The organism is Clostridium chauvoei (assembly GCF_002327185.1).
In the GTDB taxonomy this organism is placed as follows: Bacteria; Bacillota; Clostridia; order Clostridiales; family Clostridiaceae; genus Clostridium; species Clostridium chauvoei.
In genome coordinates this window covers 2,333,418-2,358,883 of record NZ_CP018624.1, presented here as the reverse complement: position 1 = coordinate 2,358,883, position 25,466 = coordinate 2,333,418, and the positions used below count along the sequence as shown (strand labels likewise).

The 25,466-nt window shown below is 27.9% G+C and carries 26 protein-coding genes; 22 read left to right on the top strand and 4 right to left on the bottom strand.

The annotated features are described in order from the left end of the window. The first annotated feature begins 10 nt into the window (after positions 1–10). From BTM21_RS11030 to cwlD, 6 genes are all read left to right on the top strand, one after another. Positions 11–814, top strand: coding sequence for an energy-coupling factor transporter transmembrane component T family protein (locus BTM21_RS11030; protein WP_021876969.1), 804 nt, complete (start codon positions 11–13; stop codon positions 812–814). Between the two features lie 27 nt (positions 815–841). Further along, entirely contained in the window at positions 842–1,588 is a 747-nt protein-coding gene (gene truA, locus BTM21_RS11025; protein ID WP_079481054.1) for a tRNA pseudouridine(38-40) synthase TruA, read from the top strand. Between the two features lie 157 nt (positions 1,589–1,745). Then, entirely contained in the window at positions 1,746–2,180 is a 435-nt protein-coding gene (rplM, locus tag BTM21_RS11020) for a 50S ribosomal protein L13 (RefSeq protein ID WP_079481055.1), read from the top strand. Positions 2,181–2,205: 25 nt separating this feature from the next. Beyond that, positions 2,206–2,598 carry a 30S ribosomal protein S9 gene (gene rpsI, locus BTM21_RS11015; protein WP_021876972.1) on the top strand — a complete coding sequence of 131 codons (393 nt, stop codon included), beginning with the start codon at positions 2,206–2,208 and terminating at the stop codon, positions 2,596–2,598. A gap of 198 nt (positions 2,599–2,796) precedes the next feature. After that, positions 2,797–4,413, top strand: coding sequence for a Na/Pi cotransporter family protein (locus BTM21_RS11010; RefSeq protein WP_079481056.1), 1,617 nt, complete (start codon positions 2,797–2,799; stop codon positions 4,411–4,413). A gap of 124 nt (positions 4,414–4,537) precedes the next feature. Continuing rightward, positions 4,538–5,230, top strand: a complete 693-nt coding sequence (gene cwlD, locus BTM21_RS11005; protein ID WP_021876974.1) for an N-acetylmuramoyl-L-alanine amidase CwlD — start codon at positions 4,538–4,540, stop codon at positions 5,228–5,230. 94 nt (positions 5,231–5,324) lie between these two features. On the opposite strand, the gene BTM21_RS11000 is transcribed toward cwlD, so the two are convergent. After that, positions 5,325–6,185, bottom strand: coding sequence for a YitT family protein (locus tag BTM21_RS11000; RefSeq protein WP_096145441.1), 861 nt, complete (start codon positions 6,183–6,185; stop codon positions 5,325–5,327). 189 nt (positions 6,186–6,374) lie between these two features. Here BTM21_RS11000 and BTM21_RS10995 point away from each other — a divergent pair, with 189 nt between their 5' ends. The 6 genes from BTM21_RS10995 to BTM21_RS10975 all read left to right on the top strand — a co-directional run bounded on the left by BTM21_RS10995 (position 6,375) and on the right by BTM21_RS10975 (position 12,781). Continuing rightward, entirely contained in the window at positions 6,375–7,070 is a 696-nt protein-coding gene (locus BTM21_RS10995) for a response regulator transcription factor (protein WP_021876976.1), read from the top strand. Then, complete coding sequence (locus BTM21_RS10990) at positions 7,054–8,304, top strand: histidine kinase dimerization/phospho-acceptor domain-containing protein (RefSeq protein WP_242969950.1); 1,251 nt, start codon at positions 7,054–7,056, stop codon at positions 8,302–8,304. Before BTM21_RS10995 ends, BTM21_RS10990 begins: the two co-directional genes overlap by 17 nt. Next, complete coding sequence (locus BTM21_RS14030; protein ID WP_242969949.1) at positions 8,301–8,825, top strand: sensor histidine kinase; 525 nt, start codon at positions 8,301–8,303, stop codon at positions 8,823–8,825. The genes BTM21_RS10990 and BTM21_RS14030 overlap by 4 nt, the downstream gene beginning before the upstream one ends. A gap of 98 nt (positions 8,826–8,923) precedes the next feature. Further along, positions 8,924–9,274: a Spx/MgsR family RNA polymerase-binding regulatory protein gene (locus BTM21_RS10985; RefSeq protein WP_021876978.1), complete on the top strand. Its 351-nt coding sequence runs from the start codon at positions 8,924–8,926 to the stop codon at positions 9,272–9,274. Positions 9,275–9,484: 210 nt separating this feature from the next. Then, on the top strand, positions 9,485–11,716 hold the full coding sequence (locus BTM21_RS10980; RefSeq protein WP_021876979.1) for a ribonucleoside-diphosphate reductase subunit alpha: 2,232 nt from the start codon (positions 9,485–9,487) through the stop codon (positions 11,714–11,716). Between the two features lie 30 nt (positions 11,717–11,746). Further along, entirely contained in the window at positions 11,747–12,781 is a 1,035-nt protein-coding gene (locus BTM21_RS10975) for a ribonucleotide-diphosphate reductase subunit beta (protein WP_021876980.1), read from the top strand. A 64-nt stretch (positions 12,782–12,845) separates the two neighbouring features. Here BTM21_RS10975 and BTM21_RS10970 read toward each other — a convergent pair whose 3' ends face one another. Further along, positions 12,846–13,145: a hypothetical protein gene (locus tag BTM21_RS10970; RefSeq protein WP_021876981.1), complete on the bottom strand. Its 300-nt coding sequence runs from the start codon at positions 13,143–13,145 to the stop codon at positions 12,846–12,848. Positions 13,146–13,502: 357 nt separating this feature from the next. On the opposite strand from BTM21_RS10970, the gene ptsP reads away from it, so the two are divergent. The 6 genes from ptsP to iadA all read left to right on the top strand — a co-directional run bounded on the left by ptsP (position 13,503) and on the right by iadA (position 18,635). Further along, the gene (gene ptsP / locus BTM21_RS10965; protein ID WP_021876983.1) at positions 13,503–15,119 is read left to right on the top strand and encodes a phosphoenolpyruvate--protein phosphotransferase; all 1,617 of its coding nucleotides are present in this window, start codon (positions 13,503–13,505) and stop codon (positions 15,117–15,119) included. 107 nt (positions 15,120–15,226) lie between these two features. Continuing rightward, positions 15,227–15,763 (top strand): chromate transporter, encoded by a 537-nt coding sequence (locus BTM21_RS10960; protein ID WP_021876984.1) that lies wholly within the window; start codon positions 15,227–15,229, stop codon positions 15,761–15,763. Further along, a complete protein-coding gene (locus tag BTM21_RS10955) occupies positions 15,764–16,285 on the top strand; it encodes a chromate transporter (RefSeq protein ID WP_021876985.1) in 522 nt (173 codons plus the stop codon). Positions 16,286–16,303: 18 nt separating this feature from the next. Next, positions 16,304–17,020, top strand: coding sequence for a tetratricopeptide repeat protein (locus BTM21_RS10950; RefSeq protein WP_096145440.1), 717 nt, complete (start codon positions 16,304–16,306; stop codon positions 17,018–17,020). Next, positions 17,017–17,445 (top strand): tetratricopeptide repeat protein, encoded by a 429-nt coding sequence (locus BTM21_RS14250; protein ID WP_151901573.1) that lies wholly within the window; start codon positions 17,017–17,019, stop codon positions 17,443–17,445. The genes BTM21_RS10950 and BTM21_RS14250 overlap by 4 nt, the downstream gene beginning before the upstream one ends. A 17-nt stretch (positions 17,446–17,462) precedes the next feature. After that, on the top strand, positions 17,463–18,635 hold the full coding sequence (iadA, locus tag BTM21_RS10940; RefSeq protein ID WP_021876987.1) for a beta-aspartyl-peptidase: 1,173 nt from the start codon (positions 17,463–17,465) through the stop codon (positions 18,633–18,635). A 40-nt stretch (positions 18,636–18,675) separates the two neighbouring features. Here iadA and BTM21_RS10935 read toward each other — a convergent pair whose 3' ends face one another. Next, entirely contained in the window at positions 18,676–19,260 is a 585-nt protein-coding gene (locus tag BTM21_RS10935) for a cell wall hydrolase (RefSeq protein WP_021876988.1), read from the bottom strand. A 65-nt stretch (positions 19,261–19,325) separates the two neighbouring features. Further along, positions 19,326–20,321: a hypothetical protein gene (locus tag BTM21_RS10930; RefSeq protein WP_021876989.1), complete on the bottom strand. Its 996-nt coding sequence runs from the start codon at positions 20,319–20,321 to the stop codon at positions 19,326–19,328. A 163-nt stretch (positions 20,322–20,484) separates the two neighbouring features. Here BTM21_RS10930 and cdaA point away from each other — a divergent pair, with 163 nt between their 5' ends. The 4 genes from cdaA to ptb all read left to right on the top strand — a co-directional run bounded on the left by cdaA (position 20,485) and on the right by ptb (position 25,461). Continuing rightward, the gene (gene cdaA, locus BTM21_RS10925) at positions 20,485–21,342 is read left to right on the top strand and encodes a diadenylate cyclase CdaA (protein ID WP_021876990.1); all 858 of its coding nucleotides are present in this window, start codon (positions 20,485–20,487) and stop codon (positions 21,340–21,342) included. Next, complete coding sequence (locus BTM21_RS10920; RefSeq protein WP_079481057.1) at positions 21,309–22,559, top strand: CdaR family protein; 1,251 nt, start codon at positions 21,309–21,311, stop codon at positions 22,557–22,559. The genes cdaA and BTM21_RS10920 overlap by 34 nt, the downstream gene beginning before the upstream one ends. Positions 22,560–22,736: 177 nt before the next feature. After that, entirely contained in the window at positions 22,737–24,332 is a 1,596-nt protein-coding gene (locus BTM21_RS10915) for an NAD(P)/FAD-dependent oxidoreductase (protein ID WP_021876992.1), read from the top strand. 220 nt (positions 24,333–24,552) lie between these two features. Continuing rightward, positions 24,553–25,461, top strand: a complete 909-nt coding sequence (gene ptb, locus BTM21_RS10910; RefSeq protein WP_079481058.1) for a phosphate butyryltransferase — start codon at positions 24,553–24,555, stop codon at positions 25,459–25,461. Positions 25,462–25,466: the final 5 nt, after the last annotated feature.

The window sequence follows — 25,466 nt, the reverse complement described above, 5'->3', positions numbered from 1 at the left end:
TAATAGAGGTATGATAAAAGATATAACTATAGGACAATATATACATGGTGAAACTTTTGTACATAAACTAGATCCAAGAACTAAAATTCTATTATCTATATTATTTATAGTTTCATTGTTTATAGTAGATAAATTTGTTGGATATATTTTTATAGTAGGTTTTTTAATATTGACAGTTTATGTTGCAAAGATTCCAGCACGATATTTATATAAAGGTCTAAAACCAGTATTTTTTTTAATTGCTTTTACAGCTATTTTAAATGTATTTATGATTAAAGGATCAGCAAATACTTTAATTTTTGAATTAGGATTCCTTAAAGTTTATGAAGAAGGACTTAGAACAGCAGCATTTATGGCGTTAAGATTAATATTCTTAATTATGGGGACATCTGTTTTAACTCTTACAACATCTCCAATAGAGTTAACAGACGGGATAGAAAAACTGTTAAAACCAATAGGAAAAGAATTAGCTCATGAGTTAGCTATGATGATGACTATTGCTTTAAGATTTATCCCAACCCTTATGGATGAGACGGATAAAATAATGATGGCTCAAAAAGCAAGAGGTGCAGATTTTGAGACAGGTGGATTAATACAAAAAGCAAAAAGCTTAATACCACTTTTAGTTCCTCTATTTATTAGTTCTTTTAGAAGAGCTGATGAACTTGCAATGGCTATGGAGGCTAGAGCATATAGGGGTGGAGCTGGAAGAACTAGAATGAAACAATTAAAGTTTACATCTAAAGATACAATAGCATTTAGTGTATTTGGAGTACTTCTAATTTGCAGTTTATCAATAAGATTCTTTATGTAAAAGTATAAAATAACTAAGGTGAAAATAATGAGAAATATAAAGCTTGTAATTGAGTATGATGGAACAAATTATTTAGGCTGGCAAAAGCAAAATAATGGTGTTACTATTCAAGGAACAATAGAAGAAGCATTAAAAGAAGTTACAAAAGAAGAAATAGATATTACAGGAAGTTCAAGAACAGATTCAGGAGTTCATGCAAAGGGATTTGTTGCAAATTTTAAAACAAATAGTAGAATACCAGCAGAAAGATTTAGAGAAGCTTTAAATGTTAAGCTTCCTAATGATATCGTAATTTTAAAGTCAATAGAAGTAGAAGAAGGATTTCATGCTAGATATAATGCAGAAGGTAAAACATATTCATATACTATTTTAAATAGAGATGTACCTATGGCTATAGGAAAAGATTATTTTTATCAGGTTAAGGGCAATCTAGATGTAGAAGAAATGAAAAAAGCTTGCACTTATTTTATAGGAAAGCATGATTTTGTTGCTTTTAAAAGTAGCGGTAGCTCAGTAAAAACTACGGTAAGGACCATAAGCGATCTTCATATAGAAAACTTTGATAATTATATAAAAATATTTGTTACTGGTGATGGATTTTTATACAATATGGTTAGAATAATAGTTGGAACATTATTATTAGTAGGACGAGGAAAAATAAAAGCAAAAGATATAGAGCGAATAATAGAAGATAAGCTTAGAGATAAAGCGGGAATGTGTGTACCGGCAAAGGGGCTAGTACTTGAAAAAGTTTTTTACGAAAACCAAAAATAAAAACAAAAAAATGTTGACACGCCCGTAAGCGTGTATTATAATAATGTTTGTTTGTTAGAATATTTATGTATATAAGATCCACTAGCCCCGGGTCTTGACATAAATGCAGTATTTGAGAGAATACGGCACAATGTTAAAAGTTCAGGGAGGGAAAAAGATGAAATCATACATTGCAAAACCACAAGAAGTTGAAAGAAAATGGTATGTTGTTGATGCTGCTGGAAAGCCACTAGGAAGAGTTGCTAGCCAAGTTGCTTCAATTTTAAGAGGAAAAAATAAACCAACATTTACACCAAATGTTGACTGCGGAGATTACGTAATAATAATTAATGCTGAACAAGTTGTTTTAACTGGTAAGAAGTTAGATCAAAAATTAATGAGAAAGCACAGCTTATATCCAGGTGGATTAAAGGAAACTCCATATAGAGAAGTATTAGCTAAGAAACCTGAATTTGCTTTTGAAGAAGCTGTTAGAAGAATGCTTCCAACAGGCGTTTTAGGAAGAAAAATGCTTAAGAAGTTAAAAGTATACAGAGGTGCTGAGCACGGACACGAATCTCAACAACCAGAAGTACTTGAGTTAAAGTACTAATACAGACTCGGGAGGAGGAATAAAAATGGCAAAAGTTCAATACATGGGTACTGGAAGAAGAAAGAAATCAGTTGCGAGAGTAAGACTTGTACCAGGAAACGGTAAAGTAGTTATAAATAATAGAGAAATAGAAACTTTTTTTGGTTTAGAAACTTTAAGAATGATTGTTAACCAACCATTAGTTTTAACAGGAACTAAAGATAAGTTTGATGTTTTAGTTAACGTTCACGGTGGTGGATTCACAGGTCAAGCAGGAGCTATAAGACACGGAATCACTAGAGCATTAATTAAATCAGATGAAGCTCTTAAATCAGAATTAAAGAAGGCTGGATTCGTAACAAGAGATCCAAGAATGAAGGAAAGAAAGAAATACGGTCTTAAGAAAGCTAGAAGAGCTCCACAATTCTCAAAGAGATAGTTTGCAGAATTATATGGAAGAGAGGATTACCTCTCTTCTATTTTTTTTGGAATAAATTCTACAAAAAAGGTTAAAATAATTGGTAAAGATACAATGTTATATTAAATTCAGGTTAAAAAATAAGCAAATTACTTAACAAAGATTAAAAAATGATGTAAACTTAATTTGTAAAAATAACAAAGCAAAGGAGAATATACTTTGGAATCATTAATGGTTATTATAAAATTAATGGGTGGATTAGGACTATTTATCTATGGTATGAAGTTAATGGGTGATGGTCTAGAAAATGCAGCAGGAGATGGATTAAAATCTATACTTGAAAAAGTTACTAAGAATCCTTTAATATCAGTACTTGTTGGAGCAGCTGTAACAGCAGTTATTCAAAGTAGTAGTGCTACAACAGTAATGGTAGTTGGATTTGTTAATGCAGGCCTTATGAATCTTGCACAAGCTGCAGGAATAATTATGGGAGCTAATATAGGGACAACCATAACAGCTCAATTAGTAGCATTCAAATTAGATACTATAGCACCTTTATTTGTTTTTGTAGGTGCATTTATAGTTATGTTTGCGAAAGGTAAGAAAAGAAAAGATATAGGAAACATAGTTTTAGGTTTTGGTATTCTGTTTACTGGAATGGGTGCTATGAGCGAAGCTATGAAACCATTAACAGCTTCACCAATATTCCAACAAATACTTCTTACTGTAGGAGAAAAGTGGTACTTAGGAATAATTGCAGGAGCGTTATTAACAGCAGTACTTCAAAGTTCTTCAGCTACAACAGGAATATTAGTTGCTTTAGCTACAGCAGGAGCAATAGATATACGTATGGCTTTACCAATAATATTTGGTTGTAATATTGGAACATGTATAACAGCTATGATAGCAACAGTAGGAACTAATAAAACAGCTCACAAAGCAGCTATGTTACACTTAATATTTAACTTAGGTGGTACAATATTATTTATACCATTCTTAGTTACTGGATTATTAGGAGATCTTGTATCAACAATTAGTCCAGATGATGTAAGCAGACAAATAGCAAATTCACATACTGTATTTAATGTAGTTAATACACTTGTAATGTTACCTTTAACTGGAGCACTTATTAAAATAGTTAATAGAATAATTCCTGGGGATGATGAAGAAGATAAACCAGGTCCAAAATATATTGATGATAGATTATTAGAAACACCTGTTATTGCAGCAGGACAAGTAATTAAAGAAACAATTAGAATGGCTAACAAAGCTAAAAAGAGTTTAAATTTAGCAATGGATGCATTTGATAATAACGATGAAGTTATAATAAATAAAGTTTATGAAAATGAAACTGTAATTAATACATTAAATGAAGCTATTACTAACTATCTAGTAAAGTTATCTAAATGTGAATTATCAGATAAAGAAAGTGTAATAGTTGCATCAACATTCCACGTAATAAATGATATAGAAAGAATCGGAGATCATGCTGAAAATATAGCAGATTTAGCAGCTCAAAAGATTGCTAAAAAGCTAGATTATAGTAATCAAGCTCGTGAACAATTACATGAAATATATGATAATGCAATTAAGGCATTAGAAATAGCTATAGAAAGTTATGCAAATAGAGATATAAATAAAGCAAAGAGCATAGTTGAAGTAGAATCTAATATTGATAAGTTCCAAAAGAAATATAGAGAACTTCATATTAAAAGGTTATATGATGGAACATGTAATGCTTACGCAGGTACAATATTCTTAGATTTATTAAGTAATCTTGAAAGAATTGGTGACCATTCAACTAATATAGCAGAAAGTGTTATCGAAAATAATTAAACATTTAAGACTAGAGGAATTTAATTCTTCTAGTCTTTTTTTGTTTATAAGGTAAGGAATATAAATAACTGGGTATAATAACTTTAGAAAAATAAATTAATAATTAAGGTATGGAGGAAAGCAAATGAAGAAATTCAAAAAAGTTTCAGTATTAATAGTTATTTGTTTAATATTTTCTTTGCCAATAACTATAAAAGCTGAAGATACAAATGAAAAGATTATATTGATAGATCCAGGTCATGGAGGCTTTGATGGTGGAGCTCAAACTAAAAGTGGAACAATAGAAAAAGATGTTAATATAGCTATAAGCTTAAAATTAAAAGAAAACCTAGAAAAAAAGGGTTATAAAGTTTATATGACTAGAACTGATGATAATGGATTAAATGAGAAGGGTACAACTATTAGAGAAAAAAAGAGAGAAGATTTAAAGAAAAGGTGTGAATTAAAGAAGGAAACTAAGTGTGATGCATTTATATCAATTCATCAAAATATGTTTCCGCAAGCGAAATGTTATGGTGCTCAAGTATGGTATTCATCAAATGATATAAGCAAAACTTTAGCAACCAATATTCAAGAGGAACTAAAACAAAGTGTAAAAGATAATAATAAGAGAGTAGCTAAACCAGCAGGAGAATCTTATTTGATTTTAAGAGATAAATATGAGGGTGCGTCTGTACTAGTTGAATGTGGGTTTTTATCTAACCCTGATGAAGAAGCAAAACTTAAAACAGATGAACATCAAAATGCTCTTGTAGAGGGAATTTCTAATGGTTTAGATAAATACTTTAAAGGAGAAAATAGTAATTTGTCAAATTAAATAATTTCCTGGGAAATTATCTAAAAAAGTCAGCTTATATGTAATATAAAATTCTCCCTGTTTACTTGACAGGGAGAATTTTATTTTGAAATAATTAAAGACCATGAAAGCCCTTTCCATTAACTTCTGAAACATCTATTATAGTTATAAATGCCTTTGGATCGATTTTCAAAATCTTATTTTTTAAACTGATTAGTTGAGATGATGTTACAGCTATATATAACATCTTTTTAAATTCATGAGTGTACTCACCTTGTGCAAGTAATGATGTAGCTCCTCTATGTAAGTCTTTAATTACATAATTAACAATATCTTCCTCTTTTTCAGATAATACAAGTAATAGTTTTTTACTATTAAAACCATTAATAACTCTATCTACGATTATTCCTTGTATAAATATTGATATTAAAGTATAAAGTGCTTTAGGAAGCCCAAATATAATAGCTCCAATAACAACTATTATACAATTTATAGAAAATCCTAATTTACCTATTTCAAAATTAGAATATTTTTTTCTTAGAACCATTGCAACTATATCTGTTCCACCTGTAGAACCATTTCTTAAGAACACTATACCATAACCAAGTCCACAAATAACACCACCATATATACAATAAAGTAAAATATCATCTACTTTTACTAAATGAGAAAATGGTTTAGTTATGATAAGGGATAATGATAAAGAAACCATTCCTATAGCAGAATATAGAGTAAATCTTTTACTTAACATTTTATAACTTAAAAAGAATAATGGTACATTTATAATAAATACTGTTATACCAGATGGTACTCCAGCGATATATTGTAAAATAAGTGCAACACCAGTAGCACCACCACTTAGCAACTGAGCATTTACTAAAAATAAGTTAACTCCTAGGGCAGCTATAAAGCAACCTACTACTATAAGGAAAAAATCCAATAAAATAGTTTTGTTTTCTTTTAATTTTGATAACATAATGAACTCCTTAATTTGTTCTTTGCAATATATAAATAATACTGCATATAATCACACTCCAAATTATATATTAAAATCAAGTATATGTTAATATATAATCGAATTTAATAAAAAAGTAATTTTTAAGATTAGAAAATTATTTTTTTATAAGTTATGATAATTATAGGATATTAATAGAGAGGTGATAATATGTTTAACGTTTTAGTTGTAGATGATGAAAAAGAAATTAGAGATGCAATTGATATATATTTAAGAGGAGAAGGAATGAAAGTATTTAAGGCTAAAGATGGTATAGAAGCCTTGGAGATACTAGATGAGGAGAAAATACATTTAATAGTTTTAGATATTATGATGCCAAGGCTAGATGGTATAAAAACATGTTTAAAAATAAGGGAAAGTAAAAATTTACCTATAATAATGTTATCAGCTAAAGGTGAAGATAGTGATAAAATTTTAGGATTAAATGTAGGAGCTGATGATTATGTAGCAAAGCCATTTAATCATTTAGAGCTTGTTGCAAGAGTTAAGTCACAGTTAAGAAGATATCAGAAACCATTGGAAATGGATGAAGAAAGTGAAGATGTAATAGAAGTAAAGGACTTAGTAATTAATAGCAAGGAAAAAACTATAACATTAAGAGGCGAGGATATAAAAGTAACAGCTACAGAATTTAAAATACTATATTTATTAGCATCTAGTTTAGGAAAAGTATTTTCAATTAAAGAAATATATGAAAAAGTATGGGAAGAACCATTTTATAGAAGTGAAAATACAGTAACAGTTCATATAAGAAGAATAAGAGAAAAAATAGAAATTAATACAAAGGAACCTGAATATATAAAGGTTGTTTGGGGAGTTGGATATAAAATTGAAAGAGAAATTTAAACTTTATTTTAAAGGGGTATGGGGAGCAGAAATAGTTATAGCTATAATACTTATAATTGCTTTACTTAGTGGTTATAATAAGGCGTTAGATGGGAAATTAGCTAAAATAGGGGCTGGAACTTTTGATGCATTAGTTAATTCAGATAACTATATAAAATCAATGATATATTATGAGAGTGAAGATGTATCAAAACATATTTATGAAGTAACAAATAATCTTAAAGATATGTCTAGTATAATAAATGAAAATAATTATATAAATGAAAACTATATATATAATCAAAAAATATATTATGTAATTATAGAAAATGAGACAGGTAGATTTACTACAAATGATGTAGAATTTAATAATTACATATTAGAAACAAATCATAGTAGATTTATATCCAAAGACATATTAGTTGAGTATATTAATAAACATAACCTAACATCAGTAATAATAGATAATAAAAATACCTTTAATTATTATATAAATGATACTAATGAGAATATATCTAAAAAGGATTTAGGTAGATATACAGAAATATATTATCAATCTCCAACAAGCTATAGTTATATAGTAAAGACAGAAAGAATAACTGCTCAAGTAATGATTTTAGCAACTATACTAACAATACTATTAGTAATAAAAATATTAATAAACTTAATATTTAATAGACAAAATATACATTTAGAAATAAAAGCTTTAAGTAGATTAATTTATGTACTAAGGTATGGATTCAAATATAAAGCTACAAGAAATAAAATTTTAATATCTTTATGTGGTGCAGCTGGAGTAATTGTAGGATATCTATATTTAGTAGCAGGTATAAGAAGTCAAAATGTTTTAGTAACATTTTTAACAAGATACCCTTTTAAAGGAACATTAATATTAGTATTAATTCCATTAGTATGTGTACTTTACTCCTTAAAAAAGAGTTTAGATATATCAGTAATAAATGATGGTTTAAAAAAATTAAATGATGGTAATTTAGAATATACATTAGAAAGTTACGGAGAAAGAGAAGTAAAAGAACTTGTAGATAACATAAACCAAATTAAAGATGGATATAGAATAGCAGTAGAAGAAAAAGTAAAAAATGAGAAGATGAAAACAGAACTTATATCGAATGTTTCTCACGATTTAAAAACACCATTAACATCTATAATAAATTATGTAAATATATTAAAAGAATCTAATATAACAGAAGAAGAAAGAAAAGATTATTTAGCAATATTAGAAAAAAATCTATGAAATTAAAAATATTAATAGAAGATTTATTTGAAGTTTCTAAACTTAATAGTGGAAAAATGAATATAAATAGAGAACTTATTAATATTGTATCATTAGTACATCAAGGTCTTGGAGAATACTCTAATTTATACGAAGAAAAAAATATAACATTTAAAGTAAATTCAAATAAAGAAGATATATTAGTAAATTTAGATGGTAAATTAATGTCTAGACTTTTTGAAAATATAATAATAAATTCTTTAAAATATTCTTTAGAAAACACAAGAGTTTATATAGATATATTAGAAAATAATGATGATATTGAAATATCATTTAAAAATATATCTAATTATGAAATGGAGTTTAGTACACAAGAAATTTTTGAAAGATTTGTAAGAGCGGATAAATCAAGAACATCTCTAGTAGAAGGATCAGGAATAGGTTTAGCTATAGCAAAGAGTATAGTAGAACTTCATAATGGTGATATTAAAATTGAAGTAGAAGGAGATATGTTTAAATTATATATTATAATACCAAAATAATAATATATAAAATTTTAATATGTTAATTTTGAAAACAGATAAAATAAATGTTATAATAAATATTAATTAATAATAATTACAGAAAGAGAGGGTTTATTATGATATTTATTGAGTATCCAAAATGTACAACATGTAAGAAGGCAAAGAAATTTTTAATTGAAAATAATATAGAATTTATAGATAGAGATATTGTTGAAAGTAATCCAACAAAAGAAGAATTAAAATTATGGATTGAAAAAAGTGGATTACCAATTAATAAGTTCTTTAATACTAGTGGAAAGTTATATAGAGAAATGGGATTAAAAGATAAAGTTAGAGTATTAGAACAAGATGAGCTTCTAGATATATTAGCATCAGATGGTATGTTAGTTAAAAGACCTATACTAATAAATGATAATAAAGTATTGGTAGGATTTAAAGAAGAAGATTGGACTAACGCAATAAAATAACAAATATTAAAAAAGATTAAAAGTCAAAGGATAAAAACTATTGATACATTAAGAAAAAAGGAGTTTCTATATAAATAACTCCTTTTTTTCTTTGTTTTTAAGTCTTTTTCTAATTTTACAAAGAAAAAAATAGAAACTATAATGACTATATATTGTGCTACGTAGGGGTAGAACTGAAAATATATACTATATATAGTGCGGGGGGATTTGGTGAGTTATTTATTAAAAGTTTGCGAGTTAGCAATAAGTGGAATAGATGATAAAGAGGGGCTTTACAATAAAGAGAAGTTAATGGATTCATTAAAACATATAATTAGACCTAATATGAGTGAAGATGAAATAAGAGATTCTTTAATTCAAGTAGCATTAGAATTAACTACGGATATGGAGCCTAAGTGGCAGTATGTAGCATCAAAAATATATGTTTATAAACTATATGATGAAGTTAAAAAAAATAGGAATTTAAATAACGATGAAAATCCTTATAATGATTTATATAATTTTATAGTTAAATTAACTCATAAAGGGCTATATGGTAAATATATACTAGAAAATTATAGTAAAGAAGATATATTAGAACTAGAAAAAGAAATTAAACCTGAAAGAGATTTTCTTTTTACATACAGTGGAATAAATCTTTTAGCAAAAAGATATCTAATACAAGATTTTAATAGAAATATTTTAGAGCTACCACAACAAATGTTTATGGGAATAGCTATGCATTTAGCAATTCCAGAAGAAAAAACTAAAAGAGTAGAGTGGGCAAAAAGATTTTATGATGTACTAAGTTCATTAAAGGCAACGATGGCAACACCAACAATGTCAAATGCAAGAAAACCTTTCTACCAATTAAGTTCATGCTTTATAGATATAGTTGATGATAGTTTAAAAGGGATTTATAAATCTTTAGATAACTTTGCAGAAGTTTCAAAGTTTGGTGGTGGAATGGGGATCTATTTAGGTAAAGTTAGAGCTTTGGATTCACCAATTAGAGGGTTTAAAGGGGCTTCAGGTGGGGTAATTCCATGGATTAAATTATTTAATGATACAGCTATAGCAGTTGATCAGTTAGGGGTTAGAAATGGGTCAGTAGCTGTATGGTTAGATGCATGGCATAAAGATATACCAGAATTTCTACAATTGAAAACTAATAATGGAGATGATAGAAAAAAAGCTCATGATATTTTCCCAGGGCTATGTTATCCAGATTTATTTTGGAAACTTGCAGAGAAAGATATAGACGCTAATTGGTATATGATGTGTCCACATGAAATTAGATTAGTAAAAGGATATTCATTAGAAGACTTTTATGGTGAAGAGTGGGAACAAAAATACTTTGAATGTGTTGAAGATGAAAGAATACCCAAGAGGGTTATGTCAGTTAAAGATATAGTTAGACTTATAATAAAAAGCGCAGCAGAAACAGGAACACCATTTGCTTTTTATAGAGATACAGTTAATAAAATGAATCCTAATAAACATCAAGGAATTATTTATTCATCTAATTTATGTACTGAAATAATGCAAAATATGAGTCCTATGGAGATTCAAAAATCAAATATAACAGATGAGAACGGAGATACTATAGTAATAGAAAAGGTTAAAGCAGGAGATTTTGTTGTATGCAATCTTTCTTCAGTAGTATTAGGTAATGTAGATGTTAATAATGATGATGAACTAGGATATGTTGTAGAAACTCAAATAAGAGCTATGGATAATGTAATAGATTTAAATTATTACTCAGTTCCATTTGCAGAAATAACAAATAAAAAGTATAGAGCTATAGGACTTGGGACTAGTGGTTATCATCATATGCTAGCTAATAATTTTATACACTGGACTGATGAAAAACATATGGAATTTGTAGATAGAGTTTATGAAAGAATAAATTATCATGCTATAAAAGCTAGTATGAACATAGCTAAAGAAAAGGGAACTTATAGTTGTTTTAAAGATTCGGATTGGCAAACAGGGGAATACTTTTTACTTAGAGGATATGATTCTTTAGAATGGAAAAAGCTAAGAGAAAAAATAAGTGTATATGGAATTAGAAATGGATATCTTATGGCTGTAGCACCAAATGGATCAACAGCAACTATAGCGGGAACTTCAGAAGGAATTGATCCTGTTATGGCTAGATTCTGGTTAGAAGAAAAAAAAGGAAGTATAATTCCTAAAACAGCACCAAACTTAAATGAAGATAATTATTGGTATTATAATTCAGCGTATAATTTAGATCAAAACTGGTGTGTAAAAGTAAATGGAGTAAGACAAAGGCATATAGATCAAGGTCAGTCTTTTAATCTATATATAACAACAGATTATACTATGAGACAAATAATGAATCTTTATATAGAAGCTTGTAAATCAGGAGTAAAATCAATCTATTATGTTCGTTCAAAATCATTATCAGTAAGTGATTGTGAAAGTTGTTCAGCATAATACCGTGATATAAATAATAGGAGGAGACAAATGTCAATAAATAAAAAACCTCTTTTTAATGAGTTAGGAGATATAGAAGTCTCAAAGAAGAGAATAATAAATGGTAATACGACTAATCTAAATGATTTTAACAATATGAAATATTCATGGGTATCAGATTGGTATAGGCAAGCTATGAATAATTTTTGGATACCAGAAGAAATAAATTTAGCACAGGATTTAAAAGATTATAATAAGCTTACAACAAATGAACGAACTGCATATGATAAAATTTTATCATTTTTAATATTTTTAGATTCTATACAAACAGCAAATTTATCCAATATAAATAATTATATAACTGCAAGTGAAGTTAATCTTTGTTTAACAATACAAGCTTTCCAAGAAGCTGTACATTCACAAAGTTATAGTTATATGCTAGATACAATATGTTCACCAGAAAAAAGAAATGAAATTTTATATCAATGGAAAGATGATAAAATCTTATTAGAGAGAAATAAATTTATTGGGGATTTATATAATGATTTCTTGGAGAATCCAACAAAAATAAATTTATTAAAAGTAATAATGGCAAATTACATTTTAGAAGGTATTTATTTTTATTCAGGATTTATGTTTTTCTATAATTTAGAGAGAAATGGAAGAATGCCTGGATCAGCTCAAGAAATAAGATATATAAATAGAGATGAAAACACACATTTATGGCTATTTAGAAATATATTAAAAGAATTACAACAAGAAGAACCAGAGATATTTACAGATAGTATTAAATGCGAATTGGCAGAAATGATGAAAACTGGAGTAGAACATGAAATTGCGTGGGGATATTATGTTATAGGAGATAATATACAAGGATTAAATAAAACTCTTATAAATGATTATATAAAGTATCTAGGAAATCTAAGAATGAAAGCTATAGGATTAGATGAAATATACGAAGGATATAATGATAATCCAGCAATGTGGGTTGATATTTTAGCTGATGCAAATTCAGTTAAAACAGACTTTTTCGAAGCTAAATCAACAGCATACTCAAAAGCAGGGGCATTAATAGATGATTTATAAAAAGGAAAAGTATGTCTTAAATATTAAAATAATATTTAGGGCATACTTTTTATAAATGTAAAAATTAATATTTAAATTTAATTACGATTTCTTTAATTTCACCTTTAGAGTTTTTTCTAGTTTTAAAATCTTTTATATCAGGGAAGTTATTATCTAGCTGGTAGTTTAATTCATTAATTGTAGCTTTAGCTTTCTTAGATAAATCATTATCTTCTACAACAACAAAACGTTCTTTTTTTGTTGTAATTTCATCAAGTACATCATCGATTATTACATAATAGTTAGGACCCTCTTCTATAACAGGATATTCTTTATTTAAAGTAAGAGTAGTACAAAGAGAATTATTTATACATTTAATTAGCATATAGTGTACCTCCATAATAAATAATTTATTTTCTTTAGTATATAATATTAATTAATATAAATAAATGAATAAACTAGAAAAAATAAAATTTTGTAAAATATCACAAAAATATAATAAGATAGCTATTAAGAGAAAATGTAAAAAATTCAATGGAAATCGTTTGTCAAATGATAAAAAACGAGTAAAAAATACTCCAAATTGATAAAATTACTAAAAAACCCTGTAAAAAATGACGATAATTTCTTAACATATTAAAAAAATATGGTATAATACAAAAGTAGTCAGAATAATTAAAGTAGGTTAAAATTTCTATATGTTAATAATATATAGTAATTATTTTAAGGAGGAATTTTGGAGATGAAAAAGGGTATAGCGGCTTCAAAAGGCTATGCAATAGGAAAAGTATTTTTACAAGAACATGAAGAAATAGTAATAACAGATGCAAAGGTTTCAGACGTAGCTGCAGAAAAAGAAGTTTTACAAAGCGCTTTAGATAAAGCAAAAACTCAATTAACAGTTATTAGAGACAAGGCCTTAGCTGAAATAGGAGAGCATGAAGCACAAGTTTTCGAAGCTCACCTAACTTTATTAGATGATCCAGAATTTACAGGTGGAATGTTACTTGAAATAGAATCAAATAGTATAAATGCTTTAAAGGCTGTTGAAAACGTAACAAATACATTTGTTATGATATTTGAATCTATGGAAAATGAATATATGAGAGAAAGAGCAGCTGATATAAAAGACGTTTCAAAGAGAATAATTGCAAACTTAGCAGGAAAAGGCGGAGATGCTTTTGCAGTTACAGAACCAAATACTATAGTTGTTGCTCATGACTTAACACCATCAGATACAGCACAATTAGATAGAAGTAAAGTTACAGGATTTTTAACTAATATTGGAGGAAGAACATCACATTCAGCTATTATGGCTAGAACTTTAGAAATTCCTGCAATAGTTGGATTAAAGGATATAACAACTTCAGTTAAAAACGGAGATTTCGTTATTGTAGATGGTATCGAAGGAGTATGTATAATAAATCCAGAACAATCAGTTATAGATGAATACACAGCTAAAAGAGAAAAATTCTTAGCAGAACAAGAAGAATTAAAAAAATTAATAGATGTTAAAACTGTTACTAAATCAGGTAAGAGAGTAGAAGTTTGTGGTAACATAGGTTCACCAGAAGATGCAGAAGCAGTAATTGCAAATGGTGGAGATGGAGTTGGTTTATTCAGAACTGAATTCCTATATATGGACAGAGATGTAGCTCCAACAGAAGAAGAACAATTCGAATCATATAAAAAAGTTTTAGAAATAATGAAAGGTAAACAAGTAGTTATAAGAACTTTAGATATCGGTGGAGATAAGACTCTTCCTTACTTACCATTACCACAAGAAATGAATCCATTTTTAGGATATAGAGCTATAAGATTATGTTTAGACAGAAAAGACATATTTAGAGTTCAAATAAGAGCTTTATTAAGAGCTTCTGTTTATGGAAATCTTGCAGTAATGTTCCCTATGATTTCAGGATTAGAAGAATTTATGCAAGCTAAAGAATTCGTTGAAGAATGTAAAGCAGAATTAAAAGTAGAAGGAAAAGAATACTCAGAAAATATCCAATGGGGTATAATGGTAGAAATTCCAGCTGCCGCAGTTTATGCAGATGAATTAGCGAAGCATGTAGATTTCTTCTCAATAGGAACAAATGATTTAATACAATATACATTAGCTGCAGACAGAATGAGTGAAAAGGTATCATACCTTTACAATCCAATGCACCCAGCTGTATTAAGACTAATAAAAATGACTATCGATGGTGCTCATAAGCATGGTAAATGGGTAGGAATGTGTGGAGAAATGGCAGGAGATGAAGCTGCTATTCCAACATTAGTTGAATATGGTTTAGATGAGTTCTCAATGAGTGCAACATCAATATTAACAGCTAAGAAAATAATTTTAGAACAATAATAATTAAAAATATAAATCTCTCTGTATTTTAATACGGAGGGATTTTTTTTTATCAATATGATAAGATTAATATATTATAAGATAAATTATAAAGTAGAGGTGATAATATGCAAAAAGTAATAGAAATGTTCATATCATTTTTTAAAATAGGTGCCTTTACATTTGGTGGAGGATATGCAATGATTCCACTTATAGAAGCGGAAGTTGTTAATAAAAAGGCTTGGTTATCCAAGGAAGAGTTTATGGATATATTAGTAGTCGCACAAAGCTTTCCAGGAGCATTAGCTGTAAATTGTTCTATATTTTTAGGATATAAAATAGGTGGGTTTTTAGGAGCTTTAATGGCATTATTAGCAGTAGTATTACCATCATTTATGATTATTTTAGTAATAGCATCATTTTTTATGCAATTTAGAAATAATTATTATGTAAATGCAGCTTTTAAAGGAATCACGGCAGCAGTACCGATGCTAGTTCTAATTGGAGCTATAAGCCTTAGTAAAGGTCTTGAAAAAAATAAAAGAACAATAATAACTATAATTGTAGCATTGGTAGCACTAGAAGTATTTAATTTACATCCAATAATAGTAATATTAGCTTCAGCAATATACGGAATAATATTTTTAAGAAAGAAGGTGGAATAGATGCTATTACTTAAGTTATTTTTCGCATTCTTAAAAATAGGAGCCTTTAGTTTTGGTGGAGGATATGCTATGTTACCTTTTATAGAAAGGGAGATAGTAACTAATAACAATTGGCTTAATATGAATGAATTTATGGATATAATAGGGATATCTCAAATGACTCCAGGACCAGTAGCTATAAATTCAGCAACATTTGTTGGATATAAAGTGTCCGGAGTAATAGGCAGTATAGCAGCTACTTTAGGAGTTGTATTAACATCATTTATTTTAGTATCTATAGCTAGTAAAGCGTTAACTACATTTAAAAATTCTATTATAGTCAAATCAGCTTTATTAGGAATGAGGCCAGTTTTAATAGCGTTGATTATATCAGCATTTTTAAGATTAGCAAAAGAATCCTATTTAGATTTAAAGAGCTTGATAATTACTACGATAATAGGAGGGGTGTTAATTTCAAAAAAAGTACATCCAATATTAGTTATTGTTTTAGCAGCAATATTAGGATTAATATTTTATATATAAATAATCGAGGTAAGAGTTATGAGAAATGAAATTAGGAAAGATTATGAAAAGGCATTAGCCTCATATAATAATGGTGAATTAGAAAAAGCATTAAAATATTGTGAAATAGGTATAGCAAAGGATTTGAAAAATTCAGATCTATTAAACCTAAAAGGATTAATTTTTTACATAAGAGGAAATTTAAAAGAAGCAATAGCTATATGGAAGATAAATAAAGCTTGTAATGCAGATTTTATGGCAGAGTCATATATAAAAGACTCACAAGAGGATGAAGAAAGAGTACAATTATTTAAGGAAGCACAAAAACAAATTAAGGCATTATATATAGATAAAGCAATAGAATTATTAATGTTATGTTTAGAAAGTGATTTTAATTCAATACAAATAAATAATACTTTAGCTATATGCTATTTAAAAAAAGGTGAGATAGAAAAGTGTAGAGAATACTTAAATAAAGCTATTTCAATAGACAGACATGATAAAACTAGTGCAAGTATTTTAAAAGAATTAGAAATATATAATCAAGATAAAAAACCGAAGTATATAGTACCAATAGTAATAAGTATTGCGGTAGTAATATTTATAGGTTTTATTGGGTTAAAAGTTATAAGAAAAGAACCTCAAAATAATGAAACCTTATCAGAAAATACACAATTACAAGATAAAGAAAATACAGAGAAAAAAGAAACACAAAATAATGAAGAGTTAGCACAAAATAAAAAGAAGATAAGATAGAAGAGATTAAAGAAGAACCTAAGGCTGAAAAAATACAAGAAACACCATTAACACTTGCAGAGGTTCAAGAGTATTATGGAAATGCTACAGCAAAATTTAAACAAGGTGATTATTTAGGTTCTAAAGAATTACTAGATAAAGCAGTTAAATATTCAAGTAAAAGCGATTTAAATGATGATATATTATTTTTCTTAGCTTCAGCTAATGAAAAGTTAGGTGATACAGATAATGCTATAAAAAATTTCGAAGAATATATAAGTCTCTATGAAAAGGGGAACTATACAGAAGAGGTTTATTATAAATTAGCATTATTAAATAAAGATAAAGATAAAGAGAAAAGTAAAAAGTATGCAAATAAGCTTGTTTATAATTATCCAGGATCAATATATAACAATACTAATATAGATTCTATCCTCAAAAATTAGTTATAGGATGTGATTTTGTGATAACAATAATAAAAGGAGTTAAAGTATATTCTCCAGAATATAAAGGAATTAAAGATGTAGTTATTTGTGGAGACAAAATAGAGGGGGTATTTGATAATATACAAATACCAGAAAACTTTATAACTATAAATATTATAGATGGAAAAAATAAGATTCTTTTTCCAGGATTTATAGATTGTCATGTTCATATATTAGGTGGAGGAGGCGAAGGTGGATTTAAAACAAGAACACCAGAAATACCACTTACGGAACTAACCAAAGCAGGAATAACTACTGTAGTTGGATGCATTGGAACTGATGGAGTATGCAGAAATATGAGGAGCTTAATTGCTAAAGCAAAAGCTTTAGAAGAAGAAGGTATAACAACTTTTTGTTATACAGGTTCTTATGAAATTCCAGTTAAAACTATAACTGAAAGCATCAAAGGAGATTTAATGATGGTTGATAAAGTTATAGGTGTAGGAGAAGTTGCATTATCAGACAATAGAAGTTCACAAGCAACTTTTAATGAATTTGTAAACACAGTTGCACAAGCAAGAGTTGGAGGATTGTTATCAGGAAAAGCAGGAATAGTTAATGTTCACTTAGGAGATGGAGCAAGAAAATTAGATTACCTATTTTCATTAATTGAAGAAACAGAAATACCACCAACGCAATTGTTGCCAACTCATATAAATAGAAGTAAAAAATTATTTAAAGTTGGAGAGGAATATGTAAAGAAGGGTGGATTTATTGATTTAACTACAAGTTCTGATCCAAGATTCTTAGAACCAGAAGAATTAAGAGCTAGTGAAGGGCTAAAGGAATTAGTAGATAAAGGTATAGATATTGAACATATAACATTTTCATCTGATGGAAACGGAAGTATGCCAGTTTTTGATGAGCATGGACATTTAGCTGGACTTGGAATATGTAAAGTATCAACCTTATATGGAGAAGTTAAAGAAAGTATAAAAATATATAATTTAAAAATAGAAGATGCTATAAAGGTTATAACTTCAAATGTAGCAAAAGTATTAAAATTGCATAATAAAGGAACTATTGAAGAAGGTAAAGATGCAGATTTAGTTTTAGTAGAAGAGGATACTTTAAATATAGATAAGGTAATTGCTAAAGGTAGAGTAATGGTCGATAATGGAGAAGCTATAGTTAAAGGAACTTTTGAATAAACAAAAACAAGACTTTAGGAAACTAAAGTCTTGTTTTTGTTTAGTTAGTTTTAAAGAATAAATGTTGACCTATAGCTCTACTATCATTTTTAGGGATGTTTTGCATCCAAGTACAAGTAGATATAGATGGATTATAAAAGAATAATGCTTCATTTGTTGGATCATTACCTTTTATAGCATCATAAACTGCATCATAACATTCTTTATTAGGTTCGACAGAGATTTGACCATTAACCACACAGGAGAAGGCATTGGGTTGAAAAATTACTCCTTCAATTGTATTTGGAAAACTCGGATCTAAAACTCTATTTAATATTACCGATGCAACTGCTACTTTACCCTCATAGGGTTCACCCTTACTTTCAGCATAAACTATTTGTGCCATTAAATTTAAATCTTCTTCAGTTAAGTAAATTAAATTATTATTATGGTTGAAAACTTCTACCACATTATTAGTTGTTTTATCTATAAAAGTATCATTGTAGTCTTGATTTAAGTCCTCATTAGCTATATTTTCAGAGGTGGATGGATCATTTGTTACCTCACAAGCTAATATAGAATTTGATATATTTACTGAAAAAGAAAGGGTTAAAAAGAAAATAAATAGATATTTTAAATATTTCATAAATAACCTCCTTTTGGATATAACCCAATCCAATAATTATTATTAACCAAAAGGGAAAAATAATACTAAAAATTTATTTTTAAATCTTTATATTTTTGATAACTATTTAAAACATCCTGATATTTTGAAGTAGCATTTTTATAATTATTATCAATTTCACTCTTGTATTTATCTAAATCAGAACAATCTTTTTCAAAGCTAACAGCTTCTTTCATAGATTTAATATATACATCGTAAATTTTTAAAAATTCTTGTAAGGAGTTATAAAATTCCATACACCCATCAGGAATAGATAAAGTATGGACATTATTCTTTAAATCATCAAGTAACTTCTCTTTTTCTATTAAGTCATCTAAAATTACTTTCATATCCCTATTATCTTCTCTTACCTTCTTTATAGCAGGCATTAAATCTTGAGATAGTTTATCTAAGGTAGGTATAAAAGAATCTAAAGCAAGAATAAAATCACGCTTTTGACTATTTTTAATATCACTATCTCTATTTACTTTAATTATTGCATTTACATAACTATTGGTATTATCAAAAAATAATAGAGTTTTATCTGAAAAGTTTATATTAATATTATTTTTACTTAAAGCATTATAACTAGTTAAACATGCTTCTTTATAAGTATTAAATTCCTCTAATTCATCTCCAGATTTTATATTTTCAGGATCGTTTATTATATGCAAACAAAAATCATATAAGGTTATAGTATTAGATAATGCATCTGATAGTTGAGATTTAATTTCCTTATCCTTATCAGATTTTATTTCTATTTCAGATATTTTATTTGCTAATTCCTTTAATGATTCAGAGGATTCGGTAAGTGTAGATATAGATTTTTTAGTATCTATAGTAAAATCATCTACACAATCTTCAAGAGATAAATTAATTTTATCTATACTTTTTGCAATAGATTTAAAATTTTTCGTAGTCTTGTTAATGCCTATATTTGAAAAAATAAGAACAACTAATAATGTACTAAATAAAACAGTAGAAATTAATGAAATAATGAAAATATGATTTTCATGAATAAGAGATTTAAGCTTATCATTCATATACTATCTCCCCCTAAAATATTTCTTTACATAAATTTATATTATAGTTAATTGAAAAATATTATAAAATTCAAATAAATTTTTTGATTTTATATATCAATATGTTAAGACTTTAGGAATTGGTGTATAATTAATTGTATAGACTAAATAGGGGGTGACCCAGATGAATGAAATTATATCATTAACAGTAAATGCTATTAAAAATATATCAATATGGTCTGTATTAGATATATTAGTTGTAGCTTATATATTCTACAAAGGATACATGTTAATAAAAGAAACAAGAGCAGAACAACTTCTAAAAGGAATTATATTAATAATAGTTTTAATACCAATAAGTTATATCTTTAAATTAGATATGCTTTATTTCATTTTAAATAAGACATTAACAATAGGAGTTTTATCTGTAATAATCATCTTCCAACCAGAAATAAGAAGAGCATTAGAGCATATTGGAAGAAGTGCATTTGAAGAATTTCATAATATACAAGATGAAGAAAAGAGAAATATAGCTATAAATGAAATTGTAACGGCAGTTTCAAATTTAGCCGAGGATAAAACAGGGGCGTTAATAGCAATTGAACAAGGAACGGGCCTTGGTGAAATTTTAAACTCAGGTACAATATTAGATGCAAATATAACATCTAATTTACTAGAAAATATTTTCGTAGTTAACACACCATTACATGATGGTGCTACAATAATTAGAAAAGATAAAATTTTAGCATCAGGATGTGTCTTACCATTAACTAATAATATAGATATAAATAAAAAGTTAGGAACAAGACACAGAGCAGCTATAGGATTATCAGAAACATCAGATGCTATAGTAATAATAGTATCTGAAGAAACGGGTGTAATATCACTAGCTATCAATGGTAGATTAACGAGGAATTATGATAAGGAAAAATTAAGAGTAATCTTATCTAAGATAATGGAAAATAGGGAAAGTAAGAGAGTTAAATCAGCTGGAGAGAAGGTGAAAACATGGATAAAAGGGATAAAAACAAAAGAGGAATAGTTCCAGTAATATGTCTTTTGCTATCTATTGGATTGTGGTTTTATGTAACAAACGTTGAAAATCCAAGGAGAACGTATGAGTTAGAAGATGTTCCAGTGCAAATATATAATATAGAAACATTATCAAATTTTAAATTAGCCTTAACTCCAAACCAAGAATTCTATGTTAACTTAAAGCTAGAAGGGTATGGAAGTGATATATATAAAACTAAGAAGAGTGATTTTAAAATAAAGGTAGATTTAAGTGATTATGCATTAAAAAAGGGAGAAAATAAAATTCCAGTAATAATTGAAAAGTCTCCTTCAGATATAAATATAAAAAATGATAATAGTCTTACAGTTAATGTACTGTTAGAAGATTTAGCTGAAAAGACAATGCCAATAAGCTCTAAGATATCAGTTACTACTAAGCAAGGCTTTTTTGCAGGAGAGCCTGAAATTAATCCTAAAGAAGTAAAGTTATCAGGAGCAGAATCTCTTGTAAACAAAGTAAGTAGCATTATTGTATCAGGTACAGAACATGATGTATCAACTGATATTTCAGCTTCATACAAATTAGAGCCTATCGATAGTGCAGGTAATACTGTTACAGGGATAAATTTATCACAAGAGTTAGCAGAAGTAGTTATAAAGATTAGTAAAGGAAAAAGTGTTCCATTAAAAATAAATACAGTAGGTCAATTACCATCAGGTATGAAATTAAAATCTTTAGAAGCAACTAGAAAAACTGTTGAACTTTTAGGACCTAAAGAAATATTAGATAAAGTTGCAGAAGTACAAAGTTCACCATTAGATTTATCAACCTTTAATGGAAGTGGAGAAACAACATTAACAGTAGTTATTCCAGAAGGATTACATGTTATTCAAGGAGAAGAATATGTAAATGTAAAAATATCAGTAAGTAAAATTGTTAGTAAGGATTTTGATGTTACGTTTGCTCTAAATGGGGTATCAGAAGGAGTTAAAGTAACTCCAACTAAAAATAAAGTAAAAGTAACAGTTTCAGGATATGAAGATGAAATTGAAAATGTAACTATAGATAAAATAAAAGCAGAATTAAATGTGGAAGCCTTTAAAGAAGATGGAACTTTTTCAGAAGCACCAATAGTTACTCTTGTAGGGTTAGATAAAACATTTACTATAGGAGCCGTTGAGAAAGTTAGTTTTACAGTAGTAAAAGAAATGCCTCCAAAGCCAGAAGGGGAAACTAATCAATAAAACTAAATGAAATATTAATGATAAATAAACTCCACGATAGAATTTAATTCATATTGTGGAGTTATTTTTATAAAAATATAAGGATATTGTTGGATATCTATCAAGTAAAAATAAATATTAATAGACACAATTATATGTTAAAATAAGTTACTAATAAAATAAAGTAAGGGTGGTAATATGGCAATTAGAATAAATAATATTATTTTAAAAATAGATGAAGATACAGAATTATTAAAGAAAAAAGTAGCTAAGAAGTTAAGGATATCTGAAAATGAAATAAAAAGCTTAAAAATAATAAAAGAAAGCTTAGATGCAAGAAAGAAAAATGATATTAAATTTACATATTGTGTAGATATCGAACATTCAAATGAGAAAAAGTTAGTAAATAAACTAAAAGATAAAGATGTTAAATTAGAAGATAAAGAATATGATACAGAAATAGAATTTGGAGATAAAAAGTTACAAAATAGACCTGTAGTTGTAGGATTAGGTCCAGCAGGACTTTTTGCAGCATTATTACTAGCTGAAAAAGGTTATAAACCATTGTTGATAGAACGAGGCGAAGATGTTGATAAAAGAACAGAAACTGTGGATAAATTTTGGAAAACAGGTGAATTAAATTTAGAATCTAATGTTCAATTTGGAGAAGGTGGAGCAGGAGCTTTTTCAGATGGAAAGTTAACTACAAGAATAAAAGATAAAAGATGCGATTATGTATTAGGAGAATTAGTTAAAGCAGGTGCACCAGAAGAAATCACGTATGTTGGCAAACCTCATGTTGGTACAGATATATTAAAAGAAGTAGTTAAAAATATAAGAGAAAAAATTAAATCATTGGGAGGAGAAGTTTTATTCTCTTCTAAATTAGAGGATATAAAATCTGAAAACAATAAGGTTAAAAGCATTATAGTTAATGGAAAAGAAATACCTTGTGAAGCTTTAGTACTTGCAATAGGACATAGTTCAAGAGATACATATGAAATGTTAAATAAACAAGGGGTGTTTATGGAACCAAAAGCTTTTGCTATTGGAGTTAGAATAGAGCATCCTCAAGAATTAATTAATAAAAGTCAATATGGGGAAGCGCATGAGCATCCAAGATTAAAAGCAGCAGAATATAGATTAACGTATCAAAGTGAAAAATTAAAAAGAGCAGTATATTCCTTCTGTATGTGTCCAGGTGGAGTTGTAGTTGCAGCAGCATCAGAAAAAGATAGATTAGTATCTAATGGTATGAGTTATCATGCAAGAGATTTAGATAATGCAAATTCAGCATTAGTTGTAACTGTTGGACCAGAAGATTTTGAAGGGGATTCACCACTTAGAGGAATGGAATTCCAAAGACATTATGAAAGCTTAGCTTATAAATTAGGTGGTGGGAAATACAAAGCACCTGTTCAATTAGTAGGAGACTTTATGGAAGATAGAGTTAGCACTGAATTAGGAAAGGTTATTCCAAGTTATACAGCTGGATACGAATTTAGAGATTTAAGAAAGTGTCTTCCGCCATATGTTATAGAAGCATTAAAAGAAGGAATAAATAATTTTGATAAAAAGATAAAAGGATATGGAAATAAGGATGCTGTTTTAACAGGAATAGAGACAAGAACTTCAGCACCAGTTAGAATAACTAGAACAGAAACTTTAGAAAGTATCTCTATGGAAGGGTTATATCCAACCGGTGAAGGGGCTGGTTTTGCCGGAGGCATAATTTCAGCAGCAGTAGATGGTTTAAAAGTAGCAGAGAGAATAATAAATAAATTTAAAGTATAACATAATTAGTTATATAAAAGTATCGAAAAAGGTAATACGAAATAAAAGTAAGAAAATTCTGAAAAATTAAGTTTTCAGAATTTTTTTGTTACAATGGAATTAAAGGGAAAAATTAATCAATTCAGAAAATTTAATTTGTTATAAATTTAACGAATATATTTTAAATTTATACGTAATTACGCAATGGTCAAAACAAAGTTAAAATGTAGAGGTGCAAAAAATGAGTAAGAATTTTGATGACTTATTATTGAAGCTAAAGGACTGTAAAAAGAAGAAAGTTGCAGTTGCTGTAGCTCAAGATGAACCAGTTTTAGAAGCTGTGAAAGCTGCTCAAGAAAGAGAAATAGCAGATGCTATATTAGTAGGGGACAAGTATGAAATAATAGAAATTTCAAAAAAGATAGGAATGGATATTTCAAAATTTGAAATTATTCATGAAGCTGATCCTAAAAAAGCTACTTTATTAGCAGTTAAACTTGTGTCAAGTGGAACAGCAGATATGGTAATGAAGGGTTTAATTGATACAGCCACTTTCTTAAGAAGTGTCTTAAATAAAGAAGTTGGGTTAAGAACAGGAAAATTAATGTCTCATGTTTCAGTATTTGAAATAGAAGGAATAGATAGATTAGTATTTTTAACTGATGCTGCATTTAATACTTATCCAGATTTAAAAGCTAAAATTCAAATATTAAATAATTCAGTAAATGTTGCCCATGCTTGTGGGATAGAGCTTCCAAAGGTTGCACCAGTATGTGCTGTAGAGGTAGTTAATCCAGATATGCCAGCAACAATAGATGCATCATTATTATCAAAGATGAATGATAGAGGTCAAATAAAAGGTTGTTTAGTAGATGGCCCATTAGCATTAGATAATGCTATATCAGAAGAAGCTGCCCATCATAAAGGAATAACTAGTCCTGTAGCAGGAAAGGCAGATATAATATTACTTCCTAATATAGAAACAGCAAATGTTATGTATAAAACTTTAACATATACATCAAGATCAAAAAATGGAGGACTTTTAGTTGGAACTTCAGCTCCAGTAATATTAACTTCTAGAGCAGATAGTTTTGAAACTAAAGTTAATTCAATTGCTCTTGCTGCATTAGTTGCAGAACAAAATAAATAATAATA